This window comes from Sphingobium phenoxybenzoativorans (genome assembly GCF_018286635.1).
In the GTDB taxonomy this organism is placed as follows: Bacteria; Pseudomonadota; Alphaproteobacteria; order Sphingomonadales; family Sphingomonadaceae; genus Sphingobium; species Sphingobium phenoxybenzoativorans.
The window spans coordinates 4,566,256-4,587,679 of sequence record NZ_CP073910.1; the positions used below are offsets into that span (position 1 = coordinate 4,566,256).

Below are 21,424 nucleotides of genomic sequence, written 5' to 3' on the forward strand. Positions count from 1 at the left end.
CGGAAGTCCGCCTGCCCGTATCATGCAGCGGGCATTATGTTGATCATTTCACCTTGGCCAGCGCGGCATTCATCCGCTTGGCTGCGAAGGGGGGGAGCTTGACGGCCTTCGCCGCGGCGACGTCGGCGGGCGTGACCTTCCCCACCTGGATCAGGGCGACCATGCCCATGGAATAGTGCGGCATGCATTTGATGCCGTAGAGACCCGCCTTCGTGACCGTGATCACCGCCTCCTTGTTCATTCCGCCCTTCATCGGCGTGACGCCCGCGGGCAGCATGGTCGGCATGGTTTCGGCATTATGGCTGGGATCAGTAGGCATGAAATGGATGACGTCGCCGGGCGCCGCCTTCACGAACGAGGGTTCAAAGACCATCGCGCCTTCCGCGCCCTGATTCTTCATATGCACCACAATATCCTTGGCCGACGCAGTGAACGGCGCGGCGGCGATCAGCACGGCCGCCAGAGCGGCGGGCAGCATGAGGTTCCTGGTGGGGGACGAGGACATGGTTTCTCCTAAAGCATTTTGGCATCGCCGATTGCCGCCATGCTTCGGCCGGGCAGCCTTCCGCCGCAATTGGTCTTTGGTCCTAACGGGATACGGGCGTAGCATTGACCAGCGGCAGGTCCATGTCCCGCCAGCCGTCCGTCCCCTCGGCCAGCCACCAGACATTGGTGTAGCCAAGCGCGCGCAATCGGCGCGCGGCGTTCCAGCTCATCCAGCAATCGGCGAGACAGAAGGTGACGATCATCCGGTCCTTCCGCCCGCGCGACAACCGCGCGACGCCCCGCGCAAACCAGTCCGCGAAACCGGGCGCCAGTTCGCCCCGCCCGGTTTCCGGGAACCAGTGTGCGCCCGGAATGCTGGGGCGCGGCTGCGCCAGACGCCATTGTCCGTCCGCCTCGCGATGCCCGCCCTCCGCCGGAAGCACATCAATGAACAGCGCATCCCGGTCCGGCCGCAACTGCGCCGCGGCGGCCGGGGCGATCCTCCCGACACCCTGAGGCGCATAGGGCACTGGCGCGCGATAATGGGCGATCCGGTATCCGTCGGCGTTAAACAGTTCCTCGCCGGGTTCTGCGCCTGTCGCCACAGCCGGGGCGAGGATCAGGGTCAGAATGGTCAGCGCCTTCCACATCGTCTATCTCCAGACCCAAGGTGCAATGGTAGCAGCCCGGCAGCGGCTGTAATCATGGACATTGGGAGAAGGACATGAAACGGCGCATCCCGACGCTTATGCTGCTTTGCGCGGGGGCCTTGCTGGCTTCCGCACCAGCACCTGCGCGCGCGCCATATCCCGACGATCCCCTTGCCTCCCCCATGTGGCAGGCGCATGCGACAACAATCTTCGGCGACGATCCCGTCCGCTTCGACCCGCGGGTCAAGGTGGCCTTCCCGGAAATCGCGGAAAACCAGCGCAGCTTTCCCGTCGCCCTCGACGCGAGGGGCATCGGGCCGGTGAAGCGCATGGTGATATTCGCCGATCTCAACCCCATACCGGTCGCCATCGACTATCGCCCCAAGGCAGCCGAACCCTATATCGCCACGCGCATCAAGCTCGACCAGCGAACGCCTGTGCGCGGCGCGGTACAGCTTGCGGACGGGCAATGGCTGGTGAGCGGCGGCTGGGTGGATGCGGCGGGCGGAGGTTGTTCCGCGCCTCCGGTCAGCCGGGTTAAGGGCGACTGGGCGCAGCATCTGGGCGAGATGCGGGGTGAAGCCTGGCCCGCGCCCGGCGCGAACGCAGGCGGAGGCGTCAGCCGTTTGCGCATCACCTTCCGCCATCCGATGGACACGGGCTTTGTCGCCAATATCCCCACCTATAATATTGAGGCGATGGAGGTCCGGTCCGGGTCCGGCGCGGTCCTTGGCGACATGGACATATGGGCATCCGTCTCCGAAGATCCCGCGATCACCCTGATGCCGCAGGCCAGGGCGGGCGAGACGCTGACCGTCGAGGGGCGGGACAGCAACGGGCGGGACTATATCGCGAAAGTCGCCGTCTCGCAGCAATCGCCCATGCCGCTGGCGGCGGCGCGGTGATCCTTTCCCGCCGGACGATGATTGGCGGATTGCTGGCGTCGATGCCAGTCGCGGCGATGGCGGCGGGCACTGAATATATAATCGCCCCCGTAGCGGTGGCGGACGGCGTCTGGATGATCCATGGCGACGACGCGCCGATCCTGCCCTCTAATGGCGGCGCGATAGCGAATATTGCCATCATCGCCACGCCTGCCGGAACCGTGCTGGTCGATAGCGGCCCCTCGCTTCGCTATGGCCGTGAGTTGAAAACGGTTTCGGAGCAGGTGACGGGGAAGCCCGTGATACGGGTCTATGTGACCCACCTGCACCCCGACCATGGCATGGGGATCGCGGCGTTCGACCCGGCGATCGTCGCCGCCCTGCCGCAAACGATCAGCGACATGCAGAGGGACGGGCGCGGCTTTTCCGACGCCATGTATCGCATTCTGGGCGACTGGATGCGGGGCACCGAACTGCTGCTGCCGGGGCGCAGGATCGACCAGGCGTCGGAAGATTTCGGCGGCCGTACATTAAGGCTCCTGCCGCTGTCGGGGCACAGCGCGGCCGATCTTGCCCTACTGGACGAGCGCACGGGGACGCTTATCGCCGGCGACCTGCTGTTCCATGATCGCGCGCCAAGCACGCCGACGGGCGATCTGGCGAAATGGCGGCAGAGCCTGAATGCGCTGAAGGCCGTACCGCACAAGAGCGCCATCCCCGGCCATGGGCCTTTCGATCCATCGGGAGGCGCGGCGATTGCGCAAACCCGCGACTGGATCGACTGGCTGGAAGCATCCCTTACGGAAGCCGTGACGTCCGGGCTGGACATGGTAGAGGCAGGCAACATCGCCATTCCGCCCCGCTTCGCCGGCATGGCCGCCGCGCGTTACGAACTGCAACGCAGCGTGTCGCATCTCTATCCCGGAATGGAGGCGGCGCTGCTCCCCCGCGTCGATATACAGGACCGCTAAGGGCGGCGAGCAAGGCCCACATCATCCAGCGATATCTATTTGCTATCGCTGACTGCATCTCCCCATCACGATTTAGCACTGCATGATGTTATTGTCCGGTAAGTGCTGGAGAGAGCCTGTGTATATTCACAACTGCTGGTATGTCATTTGCTGGGCGAGAGACGTCGCCGAAGCCCCTGTGAGCCGCGAAATACTTGAGCAGCAGGTGGTGGTGTTCCGCACCGAGTCCGGCCTGCTTGCCGCCGTTGAGGACCGCTGCCCGCATCGCCATCTGAAGCTCAGCATGGGGCAGGTCGTCGGCGAAACGATTCAATGCGGCTATCATGGCATGCAGATCAACGCCCAAGGCCGCTGCGTGCATGTACCCAGCCAGAAGGCGATCCCGCCCCGCGCCCGCATTCGGAGCTATCCCGTCGCCGAACGCTATGGCTGGGTCTGGATCTGGACAGGCGATGTCGAACTGGCCGACCCCGCACAGATACCGGATTTCCATCAGCTCACCGACCCCAGTCTGGCGGCGGTCGGCAGCACCAATTTTGTGAAGGCTGGCTTTCGCCTGCTCAACGACAATCTGCTCGATCTTTCGCATGTCGGCTTCGTCCACACCTCAACCATCGGCAACCGGGAATTTGGCGCCAATGCGAAGATTTTCGCAGAGAAGATCGATGGAGGCGTGCGCGTTTCGCGCTGGGTGATCGATTGCCCGCCGCCGCCAACCTATGAAAAGACCGGCCATCTGCCTGCGGGCAGAAATATCGATCGCTGGTCCGTCATCCGGTACACCGCGCCCAGCTTTGTCGTCATCCACACCGGCGGCGCAGAAACCGGCACGGGCGCGCCCGAAGGCCGGCTTGATCATGGCATCAACCTGTGGGTCATGAACGCCATGACCCCGGCGAACGAAAAGACGACCCATTATTTCTGGGCCACGGCCCGCAACTTCCGCATCGACGATGCGGAGATCGACGCCCTGATCTTCAATCAGGTCAGCGAGGCTTTCGAGGAGGACAAGCGGGTGCTGGAGGCGCAGCAAATCGCGATCGATCGCCACGGCGACGACTGGTCCAACGCATTGCAGGCCGATGTCGGATCGGTCGAGGGCCGACGGTGCCTGGAACGGATGATGGACAGCGAAATGAACGGTGAAACGGGCCAGGCAACGATCCGCAAGTCGGCCCACAACTAATCTCTAAACAGGAGCGGGAACGTGTTTCTCATAACTGCGGCAAATGGAAATCAGGGCAAGCTGTTGATGCCCAAGCTGGCGAAGGCGGGCGTGCCGGTGCGGGCGCTGGTGCGTTCCGAACAGTCCGGCGACAAGCTGCGCGCGCTGGGCGTCGAAGTCCTGGTCGGCGACATGAGCGAAGCGGGCGTGCTGGATCGCGCCATGGAGGGCGTGACGTCCGTCTATCATATCGGCCCGGTGCTTCATCCGCGTGAGCGGGAGATCGGCTTTGCCGCTATCGATGCGGCGCGCAACGCCGGCGTGCGCCATTTCGTGTTCAGCTCCGTACTGCATGCGATCATCACCGATCTGGTGCAGCATGAGATAAAGCGTGACGTTGAGGAATATCTGCTTGCCTCGGATCTGGAGTTCACCATCCTCCAGCCCGCCAATTACATGTTGCCGCTTAAGCTGCAGCCGGTGTTCCGTGACGGTGTTTTCCGCCTCTCCTGGTCGCTCGACCGGTTGCAGTCCATGGTCGACCTCGACGATGTGACCGATGTCGTGTTCGATGTGCTCGTCAACCCCGACCGCCATTATGGCGCGACCTATGAACTGGTCGGACGCGGCCGGTATGACGCGCACCAACTGGGCGGCATCATCTCCGATGTGATGGGCAAGCCTGTCCCGGTTGAGGAGATCAGCGGCGACGAATATCTGAAGGCCTTTATCGGCGACAAGGACCCTGCCAACTTCACCCATGAAGCGCGGGTCCTGCGCGCGATCAGCGCCCGTTACTCCGCGCACGACTTTATCGGCAATCCCAACGTGCTGACCTGGCTGCTTGGCCGGGAGCCCACCAGCTTCGCCCAATTCGTTGAGCGGAATTACCGCGAGTTCCTGGCGTCCGCGCCAGCCCTGCTGACTGAGCGGGCCTAGCCGCACGCCATCCCGGAGACAGAAAGTGACGTTAGCAAACGTACAGGCGCGGCCACAGGTTGTTATTGTGGGCGCGGGACCGACCGGCCTTGCCCTCGCCATAGAACTTGGCAGCCGCGACATACCCTGCCTGCTGGTCGAGCGTACGGAACGCGGCGGCCATGCCCCCCGCGCCAAGACCACGCATGTCCGCACGCGGGAGCATATGCGCCGCTGGGGCATCGCCGGAAAGCTGGCCGCGATGTCGCCTTTCGGCATCGACTACCCAAGCGACGTGCATTTCGTGACGCGGCTGAACGGTTACCGGCTCGCGCGCTTTGAGGATTCGCTCAATTGCGCGCCGCGCCGCGACGACCGCTACAGCGAGCATGGCCAGTGGATTCCGCAATATAAGCTGGAGGCTGTGCTGCGCGAACATGCAGCGTCGATTCCTTCGGTTCAGATGATGTTCGGCAAGGAATATCTGGGTTTCACCCAGGACAGCGATACGGTGCAGGTGGCGTTGCGGGACGTGGCAAGCGGTCACGAACTGCGCGTCGAAACGAGCTATCTGGTCGGTGCGGATGGCGCGCGCAGCCTGGTGCGCGAAAATATCGGCGCGCAGATGGTCGGCACCTATGGCCTGTCGCGCAACTATAACATCATCTTCCACGCGCCCGGTCTGGCGGAGGCCCATAGCCAGGGGCCGGGGATCATGTATTGGCAGGTCAATGCGGAGATGCCGAGCCTGATCGGCCGGATGGACGAGAATGACCTTTGGTATTTCATGCCCACCATGCTGCCGAAGGACGTCACGCTGAGCGATGAGGAGGCCGTGGACCTGATCCGCCGTTCGACCGGCATCGATCTTCCCTATCGCATCCTGAGTTCGGACGAATGGGTGGCGAGCCGCCTGCTCGCCGACAATTACAGCCTTGGCCGCGTTTTCCTGGCTGGCGATGCTTGCCATCTCCATCCGCCTTTCGGAGGGTTCGGCATGAATATGGGCGTGTCCGATGCAGTCGATCTTGGCTGGAAACTGGCCGCCCGGCTGCAGGGATGGGGCGGCCCTGCCCTGCTCGATAGTTATGAGGCGGAACGCCGGCCGGTTCATGAAATGGTGCTGGATGAGGCGGAGAATAATCACGCCGTTCTCGCCAATCAGCTTTTCCGGGCTGGCATAGAGGATGACACTCCCGAAGGCGCTCAAATCCGCGAGGATGTGGCCGCGCTCATTCACCGGACGAAATATCAGGAGTTCAACGCCCTTGGGGTCGTGCTCGGCTACCGCTACCTCAACTCGCCGATCATAGTGGACGATGGTTCATCCGCGGGATGGACAATGACACGCGACTATGAACCGAGCGCCGCCCCCGGCGCGCTGGCCCCGCATCGCTGGCTGGATGACGGCCGGTCCCTCTACGACCTGTTCGGTACGGGTTTTACACTGCTCGTCATGGGCGACGGCATGACGGCCGAAATTGAAAAGGCGCAGCGCGCTTCATCCGCTCTGGATGCGCCCCTGACGATTGTCGATCTGCCCGGATCCGGCCTCGATCAGCTTTATGGCGGGCGGTTGGCGCTTATCCGCCCGGATCAGCATGTCGCCTGGCGCGGAAACGCCTGGCCGGGCGATGATATTTTTGCCGTGGTCACTGGCCAGCGCGCCGATGCCGCGACATCTTTGCCCGCCATGGCCACGCGCTAGGCGCGGCGACATCTGGCGCGGGCAGCCCTATTGCTGCTGGCCATAATGCGTACCCGATCGCCGGACAAGATCGCAAAGCCGCTCGGCCATCGGCGTCAGCGGCAGGTCGCGCCGCCGCACGATGCAGACCGGCGCCGCGACCAGTGGATCATCGACCTCCAGTGACTGGAACTGATCGGCGGCCAGCGCAAATTCGAGCCATTGCTTGGGGAGGATCGTCAACAGGTCTGAACTGGCCACAACCATCAATGTGATCAGCGTGGACCGGGAATGCATCACGATTTCAGGCGCGGGCAGCCCGGCGCGTTCGAACATGCGCTCAAAATCGGCCTCGCTTGTGCGCGTGGCCAATGTCGGCCGCACCCATCGCGCATCGACCAGATCGGCCAGACGCCGGGTGCCACTCAGCGGATGCCCCTTACGCGCCACGATCACGCGGCGGTTGTCGAACAGTTTCTCGATCAGGAACTGGTTGGTGAAGGCTTCTTCGTCGAACACGCCGACATACATGTCCACCCTGCCCTCCAGCAGGTCTGTTTCGATCGGCTGGAACAGGCTTTCCGACACTTTGACCAGGGCGTTGGGATAATCCTTGCGGAAATTGGCGAGCGCGCGGGGCAGCACAGCAATGCTTGCCGCCGTCGATGCCGCGAGGGAGACCTGACCGGTCGTCTTGCCCTTGAGCTGCTCGATCTCCTCACGCGCGCGCCGCAGTTCCGCCTCCACCGACGACGCGCGCCGGACGAACACCTCGCCCATTTCGGTAAGCCGGACACCGCGGACATGCCGTTCGAACAATGCGACGCCCAGCTCATTTTCAATATCGCGGATATTGCGGGTCATCGCCGGTTGGGCGATACCAAGCTGCCGGCTCGCCGCGCGCAGGCTTCCTGCTTCGGCGACTGCCAGCACGTCGCGCAAATGGCTCAATTTCATCGGTTGGCCTCGCCTCTCAGCTTATCATTCTGATACTTTATTGATATCAATATCGCCTATTTAGGCTCTCCGCAAGAAAAGGCCGATTTCCTAGATTGCTGGCCAAGGCCGCACCTCCAGCCGGCCGCATTGCGAGGAAATCTGATGCCATTGGCCGTTGTTTCGAAGGATGGGAAAAAGCGGCTCGGCAAGGTGTTTGGCGATCATGTCGTCGACCTCTCGATCGCCGACCCCGGCCTGCCTTCCGATGTCATCAGCTTCCTTGAGGCGGGCGGGCAAGCGATAGAGCGCTTTGAAGCCGTGCAAGCGGACAGCGCTGGCGCGCTGGCGCTGGATGCCGTGACGTTTCACGCCCCGCTTCACCGGCCTGAAAAGTTTCTCGCGATCGGCATGAACTATGGCGAACATGCGAAGGAAGCCGTCAGCCTCGGCTATGAAGCGCCCGCCTATCAACTCTGGTTCAACAAGCAGGTGTCGTGCATCAACGACCCCTTCGCCGATGTCGTGATGCCGCGCGTCTCCGCCGACCTTGATTATGAGGCGGAACTGGCTGTGGTGATCGGCAAGACCTGCCGCCATGTGACGGCCGCCGATGCGGCGTCGGTGATCGGCGGCTATATGGTGGCGAACGATGTGTCGGTGCGCGATTGGCAGCGGCGCTCCTCCACGATGACGCTGGGCAAATCCTTCGACACCCACGGCCCGATCGGACCCTGGCTGACGCTGGCGCATGAAATTGGCGATCCGCATGCGCTGCGGCTTCGCATGCTGGTCAATGGCGAGGAGCGGCAGAACGACATTACCGGCCACATGATCCACAATATCTATGATCAGATCGCCTACCTCTCGACCGTCATGACGCTGAAGCCGGGGGACATATTGTCGACCGGCACCCCCAGCGGCGTCGGCGTGGCGCATGAACCGCCCCGCTTCGTGCAGGTCGGCGATGTGATGCGGGTGGAGATTGAGGGGCTGGGACACATTGAAAACACGGTGATCGCCGAACCCGCGTGACAGGCTGCGCCTTGCGGCATGCGGGGCCGGCAAGGCGTCAGCCGGAACGGATTTTTAGAAACATATAATCAAAAGATCAGAGGGGAATGTCCATGAAAGTTTACACACTCCATTTGTCGACCGCGATCCTTCTGCCCATCGCGATGATGGCATGTCAGGCGCATGCGCAGGCGCAGGTCGAAGCCGCCGCCGCAGCGGAAGATGCCGGCGTGGCGGATATCGTCGTGACCGCGCAGAAGCGCGCCGAGAATCTGCAGCGGGTGCCCATCGTGATCACCGCGATCAATGGCGAGGAAATGGAGAGCGCTGGCATCACCAATCTTCAGACGCTCCCAGCCGTCACCCCCGGATTGACGTCCCGCGTAACGGCTGGCGCGTTCCAGCCCTATATTCGCGGCGTGGGCACGTCGAGCAACGTGGTGGAAAATCCCGTCGCCCTCTATATCGACGGCGTGTATCTGCCCCAGCAGCGCGAGGGTCTGCGCGAATTGCCGGACGTCCAGCAGGTCGCCGTGCTGAAGGGGCCGCAGGGCACCCTGTTCGGCCGCAATGCGACGGGCGGCGTCATCCAGATCACGACCAAGACGCCTACGCAGGATAGCGAGTTCATGGCGAGGGCAGGCATAGACAATTACGCCACGTTCCGGGGCACGGTCTATGCGGCGGGCGGCATCGCCGATGGCATCGCCGCCAGCTTCTCCGCCGACTATACCGATCAGGGCGAGGGATATGGCACCAACCTGACCAACGGCCATGATACGTTGCAATTGCTCTATTCGCTGTCGCTACGCGGCAAGCTGGTGTTCGAGCTGGGGTCGCGGACGGACGTCACGGTGATCGGCGACTATATGAACCGGAAGGAACGCGCCTACAATTTCGTCCCCTATCCGGGCACTGCATATACCGTCCCGTTCGCACCGGTCGGCAATGTGCGCGACACGCGCTCCCAGATTGACCCCTTCACCGCGTTCAAGGGCGGCGGCGTCAGCCTTACCATCGATCATGATCTCGACTTCGCCAAGCTGGTTTCGATCAGCGCCTACCGGCGCGGCAGCACCAGCTACCTGTTCGACGACGTGCCCACCGGAACGCCCGCTTTCTATGTTCAGGTCGACAAGGGCGATCAGCCGAACAAGAGCTTTTCCCAGGAAATTCAGCTTATCTCGAACGATAGCGGCCCCTTCACCTGGACGGTCGGCGCCTTCTATTTCTGGAACAAGATCGCCAATACGCCGATCACGCGGACATTCTATGAGCCTTTCTATCCGCCCGCCGTGTTCGGGCCGACTTCCAATCGCCTCAGCCAGACCTTCGGCATCGAAACCACTGAGTCCATCGCGCCGTTCGGACAGGCGACCTGGGAGTTCGCGCCGGGCACGCGCCTGACCGTCGGTGGTCGCTGGACGTATGAGAAGCGCGATTTCGAAGGATCGACCGTCCTCACCCGCTATAACGGAACGGTGCTGACGGTGCCCAAGCCGGCGGCCACGCCAGACTCGCTCACCGTCAAGAAGCCGACCTGGCGCATCGCTCTGGACCAGCAGTTCACTCCCGACATTCTGGGCTATGTTTCCTATAATCGCGGGATCAAGAGCGGCGGGTTCAACGTCCTCAACGTCAACAATCCCCCCTATCAGCCCGAACGGCTGGACGCATATGAAGCCGGGCTTAAGACGCAGATCTTCGATCGCCGCCTGCGGCTGAACATCGGCGGCTTCTACTACGACTATTCCAACCTGCAGGTGATCCAGTTCCTGAATAATGCCCAGACGGTCGTGAATGGCGCCAAGGCAAGAATCTACGGCCTGGACGTCGACTTCAATGCCAAGCTTTCGAACGCGTTGAGCCTGAGCGGCGGCATGGAAATCATGCATGCGGAGTTCACGGATTATCGCAACGCGGTGGGCAGCATCGTCCGGCCCGGCGGCGGCGGTACGCTGGTCACCGTGGACGCCAGCGGCAACCGCATCCCCCAGGCGCAGAAATTCGCCGCCTCGCTCGCGGCGGATTACGAAACGGATGTTTCCTTCGGCAACCTGCACTTCAACGTCACCGGCAACTATAATGGCGACTATTATTTCGAGCCGGACAATTTCCTGCGGCAGGGCAGCTTCGTGATGCTGAACAGCTCCATCACCTGGACGTCGAGCGACGAGCATTATTCGCTCAGCTTCTGGGGACGGAACCTCGCGAACGAGAAGATCATCACCAACGCCAGCAGCCAGGCGATCGGATACCCGATCTCTTACGGTCAGGCGCCGCGCACCTACGGCGTAACGGCAAAGCTCAGCTTCTGACAACGCCCGTCGATCAAGGAGGAGACGATCATCACCATGCCACAGCCCGAACTCGTCCTTTATCATTTCCCCGGCGCCTGCTCTCAGGTCAGCATATGCGCGCTGGAAACGGCCGGGCTTAGCTACGAAGTCCGGCTGGTGAACCTCGCTGCGGGCGAACAGTCGGGCGCGGATTATCTTGGCGTTTCGCCACTGGGTAAGGTGCCGCTGCTTCTGATCGACGGGGAACCGCTGTCCGAAAACGCGGCGATCCTGACCTATATCGCGACGCTGCGTCCCGATGCAGGGCTGTTCCCCGCCGATCCTTCGCCCCGCATGCGGGCGGAGGCCGTGGGCGGCATGTCCTTTTGCGGCGGGACCCTCCATCCGCAAATCCGCGGAATCGCCAATCCTTCACGCCTGACGGACGGTGACGGTGAGCCGGTAAGGAAAAAATCCGAAGCGCTGGCGAAGAAATCTTTCGGCTATGCCGAGCGACGGCTGGCGGAGCGGGAATGGTGGCTGGGGGAATGGTCGATCGTCGATGTCTATCTCAACTGGGCATTCACCGTCGCCCGGAACGCGAAGTTCGACAGCACGCCCTATCCGTTGCTGAACGGGCATGCCGGAAAAATGTCTGACAGGCCCGCATTCCAGCGGATGCTGGAGATCGATGCCGAGGCGAGAGCAACGCTCAAGCTGTAGCCGCCCCGGCCGTTCACCCCTGCGCATAACCCCATAGGAAGGACTGGCCGGAACCCTCCGGTCAGTCCTTCCGCATTTTCACGCGCAACAGCATCGACGCAGCGATGAGGGCGGGCACCGCCATCACGATCGACACGGACGACCGGCCAAAGCCCAGGGCGAAAAGCAGGCCCGCGACGGTCGGCGCGATCGCACTGCCCAACCGGCCGATGCCGATCACCAGGCCGGTCCCCGACGCGCGGGCCTCCGCAGGGAAGCTGCGGGACACAACCGCGTAAAGCCCGGCCATACCGCCAATGGTGAAGAAGCCAAGCAATGCGCCGGTCGCCATGAATATCCCGATCTGCACCGGCACAAGGCCGAACGCGCCAATCGTCAGCGCGCCGCCGGTAAAGGCCAGCGCGACGCAATATTTAAGGCCGATCCGCTCGCTCAACATGCCAAGCGTCAGCCCGCCGAGGATGCCGCCGATGTTCATCCACACCGACACGCGCGCGGCCTGCGAAGGGTCGAAGCCCGCGCCCACGACCATCGAGGGTATCCAACTCTGAATATAGAAAAGCGAGACAACGTAGAGGAAATAGATCGTCATCACATAGAGGGTGACGACCGCCATGTCGGGCCTGCGCAGCAGGGACAGCGCCGATGGCTCCTTGTCCTTGGCCGCGCGTTCGGGAAGGGCGGCGAGCAGCGGCTGGTTGCACAGCGCCAGATAGGCGTTGGCGCGTTCCAGCGTATTTTCCGACGGGCGCGCCAGCACGCTGGCGATCGGCTCGACCAGCCAGCGTATCGACAGCAGCAGCATGACCGCGCCCAGCACCGTCGCCCAGAGGAACAGCGCCCGCCATCCAAATTGCGGCAATATCCATGCGGCGATCATGCCCCCTGCAATCGCGCCGGCCGGAAAACCCAGATTAAGCAGGGTGACGCACAGGTCGCGCCGCCGCGCGTTGGCATATTCCGCCGCAAGCGGATTGATGATGGCGATCATCGCGCCGATCCCAATGCCGGTGGTCAACCGCGACAGCCCCAGATCGAGCGGTCCCGACGCCATGGATGACCAAGCGGTACCGGCGGTCACCACCGCCAGGCTGGGGATCAGCACCCGGCGGCGGCCCCACAAATCTGCAAGCGGCGCAATGAACAGGGACCCGATCGCCATGCCCAGCAACCCTGCGGACAGCACCATGCCCAGCTCTGTCTTGCCGACCCGCCATTCGCGCTCGATCTCCGGGATGGCGAAGGTGATGGCGAACACGTCAAAGCCGTCGAGCGCACACAGCGCGATGACCATCGCGACCGCGGTAATCTGAAACCGGCTCATGGGCGACGCCAACAGGCGCTCACGATAGCTTTGGTGGTACATGCAATCCTCTCAGCGCCTTATTATCATGTGGCAGGCTCAATCCGCCGTCCATCCTCCATCCACCACCATGCTCGTGCCGGTCATCATCGCCGACGCATCTGAAGCCAGGAAAAGAACCGCGCCCATCAGATCCTCGACCGCGCCAAGCCGGCCAAGCTTGATCTTCGCCAGCACGCTGTCGAGGAAAGCCTTGTCCTGAAAAAAGGGTCGCGTCATCGGCGTTTCGATGAAGGTGGGGGCAACGGTGTTTGACCGGATGCGATAGCGGGCGAGGTCAAGCGCAAAGCTCTTGCTCATGCCCTCAAGCGCCCATTTGCTGGCGCAGTAGAGCGACCGGTTGGGTCCGCCGACATGCCCCATCTGCGATCCCATATGGATGATCGACCCGGCAATGCCCTGCGCGATCATCGGCGCCACACAGGCCTGAGTGGCGAAGAAGGCCGATTTCAGATTGAGGTCCATCACCGCGTCAAAATCGTCCGGGCTGACATCCCACATCGGTTTAGGCCGATTGGTCCCGGCATTGTTAACCAGAATGTGGAAAGCGGGCTGCGCGGCGAAGAAGGCGTTGATCGCATCCAGGTCCGCAATGTCCAGCACTTGGGCCGACGCCTCGCCTCCTGCCGCTCTGATCATGTCCGCCCCGGTCTCGATCTCGCTGGCGCTGCGCGCGACCAGCGTCACCGCTGCCCCCGCCTCCGCCAGCGCGGCGGCGGCGGCAAGGCCGATGCCCCTGCCCGCGCCCGTGACTATGGCCCGCCGGCCATCCAGCCTCATGCTGGGGGTGCGGGGAAGCGGGCTGCCCATATCCGGTCAGACTGCGGTCAATTCGCTCGGCGCGGCCTGACCGGCATAGGGAACATCGCGTCCGCCATAGCGCCGCACGCGCACATTGGCTTGTTCGCCATGCCCGGCAAAACCCTCCAGCGCGCAAAGGCGCGAACAATATTCGCCAACCAGCGCCGACGCCTGATCCGTCAGAACCTTCTGATAGGTGCAGGTCTTGAGGAATTTGCCGACCCACAGGCCGCCAGTATAGCGTGCCGCCTTCTTTGTCGGCAGCGTGTGGTTGGTGCCGATCACCTTGTCACCGAAGCTGACATTGGTGCGCGGACCAAGGAACAATGCGCCGTAATTCGTCATAGTATTCAGGAAATAATCCGGGTCGCTGGTCATCACCTGCACATGCTCGCTGGCAATGTCGTCGGCGATTGCGGCCATTTCCTCATAGCTGTCCGCCACGATCACTTCGCCGAATGTTTCCCACGCCCGCCGGGCATGATCGGCCGTCGGCAATATCTGCAGCAGCCGTTCGATCTCAGCCATGGTCTCCCGCGCCAGCTTCTCCGAATTGGTCAGCAATATGCCGGGGCTGTCCGGGCCATGTTCGACCTGACCCAATATGTCCGTCGCCGCCAATTCGGGGTCGCACGCCGCTTCGTCGGCGATGATCAGCGTCTCTGTAGGACCGGCGAACAGGTCGATGCCCACGCGCCCGTAAAGCTGGCGTTTCGTTTCCGCGACGAAGGCGTTGCCGGGACCGACAAGGATATCGACAGGATCGATGCTCTGCGTGCCCAGCGCCATCGCGCCCACCGCCTGGATGCCGCCAAGCGCATAGATGGTATCGGCGCCGGCCATCGCCTGCGCGGCGACGATCGCGCGGGCAGGCTGCCCCTTGAAGGGCGGCGCGCAGGTGACGATGCGCGGCACTCCGGCGACCTTGGCGGTGATCACGGACATATGGGCGGACGCCAGCAACGGATATTTGCCGCCGGGCACATAGCAACCGGCCGCATTGACCGGAATATTGCGATGGCCAAGGATCACGCCGGGCAGCGTTTCCACCTCCACATCCTTCATGCTGTCACGCTGGATCTGGGCGAAATTGCGCACCTGCGATTGCGCAAATTCTATGTCCTTGCGCTCCTGCGGCGTCAGGCTGTCGACGCAGGCGTCGATCTCGCCTTGCGTCAGGCGATAATCGTCGCGGTCCCAATCGTCGAACTTGATGGAAAGATCGCGAACGGCCGCATCGCCCCGCGCCTCAATATCGGCCAGCGTTCGTTCAACGGTTTCGCGCACTTGGCGGTCCGCCTCCGCCTTCACTTCGGCAACCGCCCCACGCTTCAGATATCGTGCCATTCGTCTTTCCTGTCTGATTGCAGAAGGCCGGGTCGCGCTCGCTGCGGCCCGGGTGTCAATATGATTTGGATCGGCGCGTCAGCGCAGCGGGATGCTGTCCACGCCGCGCTGCCCGCTCGCCGGGCGCTGCTTGAGCTGATCCTCGTCCTCGCCCGCCTTCAACCGGCGGCGCAGCTCGACCGGATCGAAATCCACGCCGATGGGATTGGTGGCGAAGGCGTCCGTGAAGAAGAACTTCCCCGCCTCCTCGACCGTTTCATAATTGTCGACCTGAAATTCCAGGTGATTGCCGTCCGGGTCGGCATAATAGAGCGAGGTGGTGGGTCCGTGGTTCACCGACCAGGCCGGTTTGATGCCCCTCTCGGCCAGCCGCGCATGATTATCCAGCAACTGCTCCAGCGTGGCGTATGTGAAGGCGACATGGTGCACGCCGGCAAGCTTTCCCACCTGCTCCCCCAGTCCCGGCACGTTGATAAAGGCGATGCGGTGATGCTCGTCGTCATAGGCGAGGAAGGCGATGCCCTCATCCGCAAACGCCATCGTGCCGTTCAGGACGAGCCGATACCAATCGATCATCTCCCTGAAACGGGATGTCTTGAACACGACATGGGCGAGCTTGATCGGCGAGACAGTCACACCGGACTGTTGATCGCTTCCGGTGAACTGAGCCTCTGTGGCAACCATCGCTATCTCCTGTGAACGCCTTGCAAAGCAGGTTCGTTTTCACAGTATGGACGCCTTGAGAGCGTATCTCACGATGTTGCTTTTTCCGGTACGATACTGGTTTGTTATCATGTGGGATGCGCCCGTCGGCGGGAAATGCGCCATCGCTGATGCGGGGTTCTTCCATATATTTCGCGTTCGCAGATCTGGCGTCTGGAACCAGCGGAGGGCGCGTGCGCTGACACGGGCGGCGGCTTCCCCGTTTCTGGAAGGAGCGCCAGAGGAACCTTTCCGTGACCGATCCTTTCGCGTTCCTGCCCCACATTCTCGCTCTGGCGGCCGCCTATGCGCTGGCGGTGCCGATCGGCTGGAATCGGGAGAAGGAAGAACGCAGCGCCGGATTGCGGACCTTCCCGCTTGTGGCGTTGGCGAGTTCCGGTTTCGTGCAGGCGGTGGAACAATTGACTGCTGACGACCCGGCGGCGATGGCGCGGGTGCTGGAAGGCGTGATCGCGGGCATCGGCTTCCTTGGCGGCGGCGCAATCCTGCAGGGCAAGGAGTCGGTGCGGGGAACCGCCACAGCCGCCAGCCTCTGGGTTACAGGCGCCATAGGGGTTGCGACGGGACTGGGCAGCTATGGCGTGGCGGTCGTGTTGGCGGCTTTCACCATGGCCACGCTCTGGATCATGGCGCCGCTCAAACCGCGCGCGAACGAGCAGAGCGAAGAACCCGGCCAGCAGTCCTGAGCTGTGCTGTGCGGCGGGGATGAGCGCCGTCAGCCATAGGCCCCGCAACCATGGCCGCCCGATGCGTGACGCCCCTAATGCGCCGCCGCATTTCCATGCGCGTGGAAATAGGGCGGCATGCGAAGCAGCAGCACGGCGGAGAGGATCAGCAGCGCCACAAAGCCGATGAAGGCATTCACATAAGAGCCGGTCCAGTCATAGGACAGCCCAGCCAGATAGGTGCCGATGCCGCCGCCCCATGCCCATGCGACCCACATCGCGCCCACGACCCGGCTGAAAAGAGCGGTGCTGAAATACCGGCTGACCATGAAGGATACAAAGTCCGCCTCCGCGCCCAGGCAGGTTCCGACCAGCCCTGCTCCGATATAGGATGTCAGTCCGCCGCCGCCCCAGGCGATCAGCAGGGCGCCAATTGCGGCAAGGATGAAAACCGTCGCCCCGACATAGGGCGCAAACAGCTTGTCAAAGAGCCAGCCGACAATCAGGCGGCCTGCAAAGGCGGCCGCCCCCGCGACGGACAACATGGTCGCGGCCTCCGTCATGCTTATCCCGCGATCGGTGGCGAGGGGGACGATGCTGGTCATGATCCCCACGGCGGCCACCGAATTGCCAGCGACCGCGCCCGCGATAAGGTAGAATTCCCGGCTTCTCAGATAGGATTGGGCGGGAGCGCCCTGCGCAGAGGTTTCGCCCGGCGCCGTGTGCGGCGGATTTCGCAACCAGACTATGATCCCCAATATCGGTACGGCAGCGATCGCCGCGATCAGGAGGAGAGCGGTGCGCCAGCCGAAAGCATTTAGAAGATAGGCCGAAAGCTGGGGAGAAAGCATCGCTCCAAGGCCCGCGCCCAGCATCATAATACCCAGAGCAAGGCCGCGCCGCTGATCGAAAAAGCCGCAAATCGCGACCGCATAGGGCATGGGGCAGGCAGCCGCCCCGGCGATGCCCATGACGAAGAAATTAAGATAAAAGAGCAGCGGAACAGCGGGCAGCAGCGCGATGGCGGCCACTGTGGCGACATATATGGCCAAGAACAGCGCGCTGGGCTTTCGCAACCCGAACCGGCTTATCAAACGCCCCAGCCAGACGGTGCCCAGTCCGGTCGAGAACAGGAATATCGTGATGCAGGCGGCTAGGATCGAGCGGTTCCATCCCAGATCCGCCGAGATCGGCGCAACAAACACGCCCAGCGAATAGACGGCGAATATTCCCGCTCCGACACTCGTCCCCAGCGCGCCGGCCGCGACCATCCACCAGGGATTAAGGGGCCTGTCGATCATCGCGCCGCCCCCGGAAAGGCCGATGACAGAGTAAAAATGCGCGCGCCGATCCGCCCTTCTGCCGCCACTCGTCCATCCTCCCCATATTCATGCTGGCCCGCCCGCTTCACAAGGATTTGGGTCTGTTGCCGTTTCAAGATCGCTGGCGCGCGACCGGACTCTATCCGGCGGCCGCGACTTCGACTCCGCCCCAGCCCTCCACCATTTTGACGAGTTCGGTAAAGTCGCTGCCCGGTCCGAGCTGCGCATTCGCCATCGCCGCGAACTGGCGGACGGCGCCGCCGACGACCATCGGCACGCCAAGGGCTTCCGCCTCATCGATACAGAGCCGCACATCCTTGTAGGCAAGGCCGGTCTGAAATCCGAAATCGAATGTCCGCGGCAGGATGTTCTTGGGAAATTTGTCGCGCGTCGCGGTGTTGTGGCCCGAACTGACGTTGATGACGTCAAGCATCACCTGCGGGTCCAGCCCGGCCTTCACGCCCATCACCATCGCTTCTGACGTGATCGCCACGGCCGCGACGTTGAGCAGGTTGTTGGCGAGCTTCAGCGTCTGCCCAAGCCCGGCGTCCTCGCCGACATGAAACAGCCTGCCCAGATGCGCGAGGATAGGCTGGATTTCCTCATAAACCGCCGCCGGCGCGGACACCATCAGCGCCAGCGTGCCCTTCACCGCGCCCGCGACACCGCCGCTGACCGGGGAATTGACGAATATCTTGCCCTGCTGCGCCAGTGCCGCGGCGACAAGGGCCGTCATTTTGGGGCCGGTGGTGGACAGGTCTATGACGATCCGCACGCGCTCCCCGCTGATCAGGCCATCATCCCCCAATGTCACTGCGCGCACGACTTCCGGCGTGGGGAGGCACAGCAGGACGATATCCGCCGCCTTTGCGATTTCGGCCGCGTCGCTGGCCGCGACCGCTCCGCCCTTGACCGCCGCCTCCAGCGCCTGGGCTGACGGATCATAGGCGAATACCCGATAACCAGCGGCCACCAGATGCGCGATCATCGGCGTGCCCATCCGGCCAAGCCCGATAAAACCTAAAACTGTATCGTTCACTGATGCGACCTCTTTGAAATATGCCTGAGTCTGGAAACCTGCGGCCGCCGCCTAGCCTTGCTGCGATCTCCTTGACGGGGACTGGTCATCCTCCAGCGCCGCCGCTTCACGCTCACGCAATATCCCGCTGGCGACGATGGAAGCGGCGCGCACATGGTCCCTGCACGCCTGCGCCGCGCCGTCGCCGTCGCGGTTGCGGATCGCCGTCATGATCCGGCCCATCTCCCGGATGGTGTTGGGCAAGCGGCCTGGCGACGCCATCGTCGTCATCCTCAACTGCGCGATGCGGTTCAGGAACTGCCGCAGGGTTTCCTCGACGAAACGGTTGCGGCACCCGGTCAGAAGGATGCTGTAGAACCGCTCCTTGATGGCGCTCAGCGCCCGCTGGTCCTTGGACTTGAAGGCGCAAAGCTCCTCGAACACCGCCTCAAGCGCTGCACGTTCATCCTCGGACGCGCGGGTGGCGAAGCCTTCGCCGGCCAGCGCCTCCAGCGCCCCGCGCAACTCATATATCTGCACCGCCTCCGCCGCCGTCACGATCGACACGAACGGGCCGCGGTTCGGGATGACAGTGACCAGACCTTCCGATTCCAGAACGCGCACAACCTCTCGCACGACATTGCGGCTGGCGCCGAACTCCTCCCCCAGCAACCGGTCGGACAAATGGGTGCCCGGCGCGAAATGATTCTCCACAATGGCAAGGCGGACTCGCGACTCCACCGTCCCCCGAACGGTTTGCGAAACGAGGGAAGCTCCTTCCCGTTTATCGAGATTGTCCATCAATCATTCCGGATATCAAGTGGCTCTTACATGCGCTTTTGATCAGTTACGCCCGACATTGCAAGGATTTTTAAGATTCACGATTGACCTACAATATTTGATAGTCCTACCTAATGGCTCATTTTTCAGGAGAGAGCCGACAATGTCCGACGAAGCCCTATTCGACATAGGCCTGCCAATCCGCCGCGCGGTGCTGGGCGATGAATATGTCGATGCCTCGATGGGGAAAGCCGACGAATTCATGATGTCGTTCCAGCGGGCGACGACCGCATGGGCCTGGGGCTGGGCCTGGGGCGATCCGACGCTGGACCGCAAAACCCGCAGCCTGCTCAACCTCGCCATGCTGACCGCATCGGGCAAGACCAAGGAAATCCAGCTTCACGTCAAGGGCGCGCTGAACAATGGCGTGACCGTGGATGAGATCAAGGCGACCCTGCTGCACGCGACCGCCTATTGCGGCATCCCGGCGGGCCTCGACGCCTTCAAGGCCGCGCATGAAGTGCTCGTCAAGGAAGGCGCGCTCCCGGCTGCTTAAGCGCGCGAACCGGGACGCCAAAAAGGAATGCCAATGAAGACATGTGTTGTTCTGGACGACTATCAGGATGCGGCGTTGCAGTCGGCGGACTGGAGCCGGATTGCGGACCGCGTGTCCGTATCCACCGTCCGGGAATTTCTGGCCAATGAGGACGCTGTTGTTGAGCGGATTGGCGATGCGGAGATTGTCTGCATCATGCGGGAGCGGACGCCGTTCCCGGCCAGCCTGCTCGACCGGTTGCCGAAGCTGAAGCTGATCGTCACCAGCGGCATGCGCAACGCCGCGATCGATCTGGCCGCCGCGCAGAAAAATGGCGTGACGGTCAGCGGAACCGCGACCAGCGGATCGCCGCCCCTGGAACTGACATGGGGGCTGATCCTGGGTCTGGCGCGGCAGATTGCCGTTGAAAATGCCGGATTCCGCGCGAACGGCCCCTGGCAGAGCAGCGTCGGCGTCGATCTGAACGGGCGGCAACTGGGCATTATCGGCCTGGGCAAGATCGGGACGCAAATGGCGAAGGTCGCCGGGGCGTTCGGGATGAAGGTGGTGGCCTGGAGCCCCAATCTGACCGACGAGCGCGCGGCTGCGGCAGGGGTTGAACGGGCGGCATCGAAAGAGGCGCTGCTGGAGACCAGCGATTTCGTGTCGTTGCATCTGGTTCTGGCCCCGTCGACCCGCGGCCTGATCGGTGAGCAGGAACTGCGGCGGATGAAGCCCGAAGCCTTTCTGATCAACACCGCCCGCGCGCCGATTGTCGACCAGGCCGCACTGATCCGCGCGCTTGAGGAGAAGTGGATCGCGGGCGCCGGGCTGGACGTGTTCGAAACCGAACCGCTGCCCGCCGGCCACCCTTTCCGCACGCTGGGCAACGTGCTTGCCACGCCCCACCTCGGATATGTGTCGCAGAATAATTACCGCACATTTTTCGGTGAAGGCATTGAGGACATTGAGGCGTGGCTGGACGGCGCGCCGATACGCACGCTCGTCTGAACAGGCTGCATATGGCGGCGGGGCATATCGCACGAAGGCGAAAAGCCTCGCCCCCGCCCAACACAGGCAAAGGAAGAATATTGGCTGATTAAGGGCAGAGCCGCCGGTTCCAAACGAGCCTGGAGAAACAGGCCGCGGCGGTTCGC

The 21,424-nt window shown here is 62.9% G+C and carries 21 protein-coding genes; 11 read left to right on the forward strand and 10 right to left on the reverse strand.

The features are described 5' to 3' along the window. Positions 1 to 43 precede the first annotated feature (43 nt). Positions 44 to 478, reverse strand: a complete 435-nt coding sequence (locus KFK14_RS22645) for a pseudoazurin (RefSeq protein WP_425516695.1) — start codon at positions 476 to 478, stop codon at positions 44 to 46. 109 nt (positions 479 to 587) lie between these two features. Beyond that, positions 588 to 1,136, reverse strand: coding sequence for a rhodanese-like domain-containing protein (locus KFK14_RS22650; RefSeq protein ID WP_212609231.1), 549 nt, complete (start codon positions 1,134 to 1,136; stop codon positions 588 to 590). A 74-nt stretch (positions 1,137 to 1,210) separates the two neighbouring features. Between KFK14_RS22650 and KFK14_RS22655 the strand changes: the two genes are divergently transcribed. The 5 genes from KFK14_RS22655 to KFK14_RS22675 all read left to right on the forward strand — a co-directional run bounded on the left by KFK14_RS22655 (position 1,211) and on the right by KFK14_RS22675 (position 6,782). Further along, positions 1,211 to 2,041, forward strand: a complete 831-nt coding sequence (locus KFK14_RS22655; protein WP_212609232.1) for a quinoprotein dehydrogenase-associated SoxYZ-like carrier — start codon at positions 1,211 to 1,213, stop codon at positions 2,039 to 2,041. Beyond that, a complete protein-coding gene (locus KFK14_RS22660; protein ID WP_212609233.1) occupies positions 2,038 to 2,991 on the forward strand; it encodes a quinoprotein relay system zinc metallohydrolase 1 in 954 nt (317 codons plus the stop codon). The genes KFK14_RS22655 and KFK14_RS22660 overlap by 4 nt, the downstream gene beginning before the upstream one ends. A gap of 118 nt (positions 2,992 to 3,109) precedes the next feature. Then, on the forward strand, positions 3,110 to 4,177 hold the full coding sequence (locus tag KFK14_RS22665) for an aromatic ring-hydroxylating dioxygenase subunit alpha (protein ID WP_212609234.1): 1,068 nt from the start codon (positions 3,110 to 3,112) through the stop codon (positions 4,175 to 4,177). 21 nt (positions 4,178 to 4,198) lie between these two features. Continuing rightward, a complete protein-coding gene (locus tag KFK14_RS22670; protein ID WP_212609235.1) occupies positions 4,199 to 5,095 on the forward strand; it encodes an SDR family oxidoreductase in 897 nt (298 codons plus the stop codon). A gap of 25 nt (positions 5,096 to 5,120) precedes the next feature. Then, the gene (locus KFK14_RS22675; protein ID WP_212609236.1) at positions 5,121 to 6,782 is read left to right on the forward strand and encodes an FAD-dependent monooxygenase; all 1,662 of its coding nucleotides are present in this window, start codon (positions 5,121 to 5,123) and stop codon (positions 6,780 to 6,782) included. Between the two features lie 27 nt (positions 6,783 to 6,809). On the opposite strand, the gene KFK14_RS22680 is transcribed toward KFK14_RS22675, so the two are convergent. Then, positions 6,810 to 7,718 carry a LysR substrate-binding domain-containing protein gene (locus KFK14_RS22680; protein WP_070154748.1) on the reverse strand — a complete coding sequence of 303 codons (909 nt, stop codon included), beginning with the start codon at positions 7,716 to 7,718 and terminating at the stop codon, positions 6,810 to 6,812. A 144-nt stretch (positions 7,719 to 7,862) separates the two neighbouring features. Here KFK14_RS22680 and KFK14_RS22685 point away from each other — a divergent pair, with 144 nt between their 5' ends. The 3 genes from KFK14_RS22685 (at position 7,863) to KFK14_RS22695 (ending at position 11,713) form a co-directional block, all read left to right on the forward strand. Further along, a complete protein-coding gene (locus KFK14_RS22685) occupies positions 7,863 to 8,732 on the forward strand; it encodes a fumarylacetoacetate hydrolase family protein (protein WP_212609237.1) in 870 nt (289 codons plus the stop codon). A 92-nt stretch (positions 8,733 to 8,824) separates the two neighbouring features. Beyond that, entirely contained in the window at positions 8,825 to 11,029 is a 2,205-nt protein-coding gene (locus KFK14_RS22690; protein ID WP_212609238.1) for a TonB-dependent receptor, read from the forward strand. A 36-nt stretch (positions 11,030 to 11,065) separates the two neighbouring features. Further along, positions 11,066 to 11,713: a glutathione S-transferase family protein gene (locus tag KFK14_RS22695; RefSeq protein ID WP_212609239.1), complete on the forward strand. Its 648-nt coding sequence runs from the start codon at positions 11,066 to 11,068 to the stop codon at positions 11,711 to 11,713. A 61-nt stretch (positions 11,714 to 11,774) separates the two neighbouring features. Here KFK14_RS22695 and KFK14_RS22700 read toward each other — a convergent pair whose 3' ends face one another. The 4 genes from KFK14_RS22700 to KFK14_RS22715 all read right to left on the reverse strand — a co-directional run bounded on the left by KFK14_RS22700 (position 11,775) and on the right by KFK14_RS22715 (position 15,908). After that, on the reverse strand, positions 11,775 to 13,079 hold the full coding sequence (locus tag KFK14_RS22700; protein ID WP_212609240.1) for an MFS transporter: 1,305 nt from the start codon (positions 13,077 to 13,079) through the stop codon (positions 11,775 to 11,777). 36 nt (positions 13,080 to 13,115) lie between these two features. Next, a complete protein-coding gene (locus KFK14_RS22705) occupies positions 13,116 to 13,856 on the reverse strand; it encodes an SDR family NAD(P)-dependent oxidoreductase (RefSeq protein WP_246524746.1) in 741 nt (246 codons plus the stop codon). Between the two features lie 36 nt (positions 13,857 to 13,892). Next, positions 13,893 to 15,224 carry a histidinol dehydrogenase gene (gene hisD, locus KFK14_RS22710; RefSeq protein WP_212609242.1) on the reverse strand — a complete coding sequence of 444 codons (1,332 nt, stop codon included), beginning with the start codon at positions 15,222 to 15,224 and terminating at the stop codon, positions 13,893 to 13,895. Positions 15,225 to 15,302: 78 nt separating this feature from the next. Further along, entirely contained in the window at positions 15,303 to 15,908 is a 606-nt protein-coding gene (locus KFK14_RS22715) for a VOC family protein (protein WP_212609243.1), read from the reverse strand. A 272-nt stretch (positions 15,909 to 16,180) separates the two neighbouring features. On the opposite strand from KFK14_RS22715, the gene KFK14_RS22720 reads away from it, so the two are divergent. Further along, the gene (locus KFK14_RS22720; protein ID WP_212609244.1) at positions 16,181 to 16,633 is read left to right on the forward strand and encodes an MgtC/SapB family protein; all 453 of its coding nucleotides are present in this window, start codon (positions 16,181 to 16,183) and stop codon (positions 16,631 to 16,633) included. A gap of 74 nt (positions 16,634 to 16,707) precedes the next feature. Here KFK14_RS22720 and KFK14_RS22725 read toward each other — a convergent pair whose 3' ends face one another. The 3 genes from KFK14_RS22725 to KFK14_RS22735 form a co-directional block, all read right to left on the reverse strand. Next, the gene (locus KFK14_RS22725) at positions 16,708 to 17,913 is read right to left on the reverse strand and encodes an MFS transporter (protein ID WP_212609245.1); all 1,206 of its coding nucleotides are present in this window, start codon (positions 17,911 to 17,913) and stop codon (positions 16,708 to 16,710) included. A 160-nt stretch (positions 17,914 to 18,073) separates the two neighbouring features. Then, complete coding sequence (locus KFK14_RS22730; protein ID WP_246524748.1) at positions 18,074 to 18,973, reverse strand: NAD(P)-dependent oxidoreductase; 900 nt, start codon at positions 18,971 to 18,973, stop codon at positions 18,074 to 18,076. Positions 18,974 to 19,024: 51 nt separating this feature from the next. Further along, on the reverse strand, positions 19,025 to 19,753 hold the full coding sequence (locus KFK14_RS22735) for a GntR family transcriptional regulator (protein ID WP_212609246.1): 729 nt from the start codon (positions 19,751 to 19,753) through the stop codon (positions 19,025 to 19,027). A gap of 142 nt (positions 19,754 to 19,895) precedes the next feature. Here KFK14_RS22735 and KFK14_RS22740 point away from each other — a divergent pair, with 142 nt between their 5' ends. Together KFK14_RS22740 and KFK14_RS22745 are read left to right on the forward strand one after the other, a co-directional pair. After that, positions 19,896 to 20,288, forward strand: coding sequence for a carboxymuconolactone decarboxylase family protein (locus KFK14_RS22740; RefSeq protein ID WP_212609247.1), 393 nt, complete (start codon positions 19,896 to 19,898; stop codon positions 20,286 to 20,288). A gap of 33 nt (positions 20,289 to 20,321) precedes the next feature. Next, positions 20,322 to 21,278: a D-2-hydroxyacid dehydrogenase family protein gene (locus tag KFK14_RS22745; protein ID WP_212609248.1), complete on the forward strand. Its 957-nt coding sequence runs from the start codon at positions 20,322 to 20,324 to the stop codon at positions 21,276 to 21,278. Positions 21,279 to 21,424 lie beyond the last annotated feature (146 nt).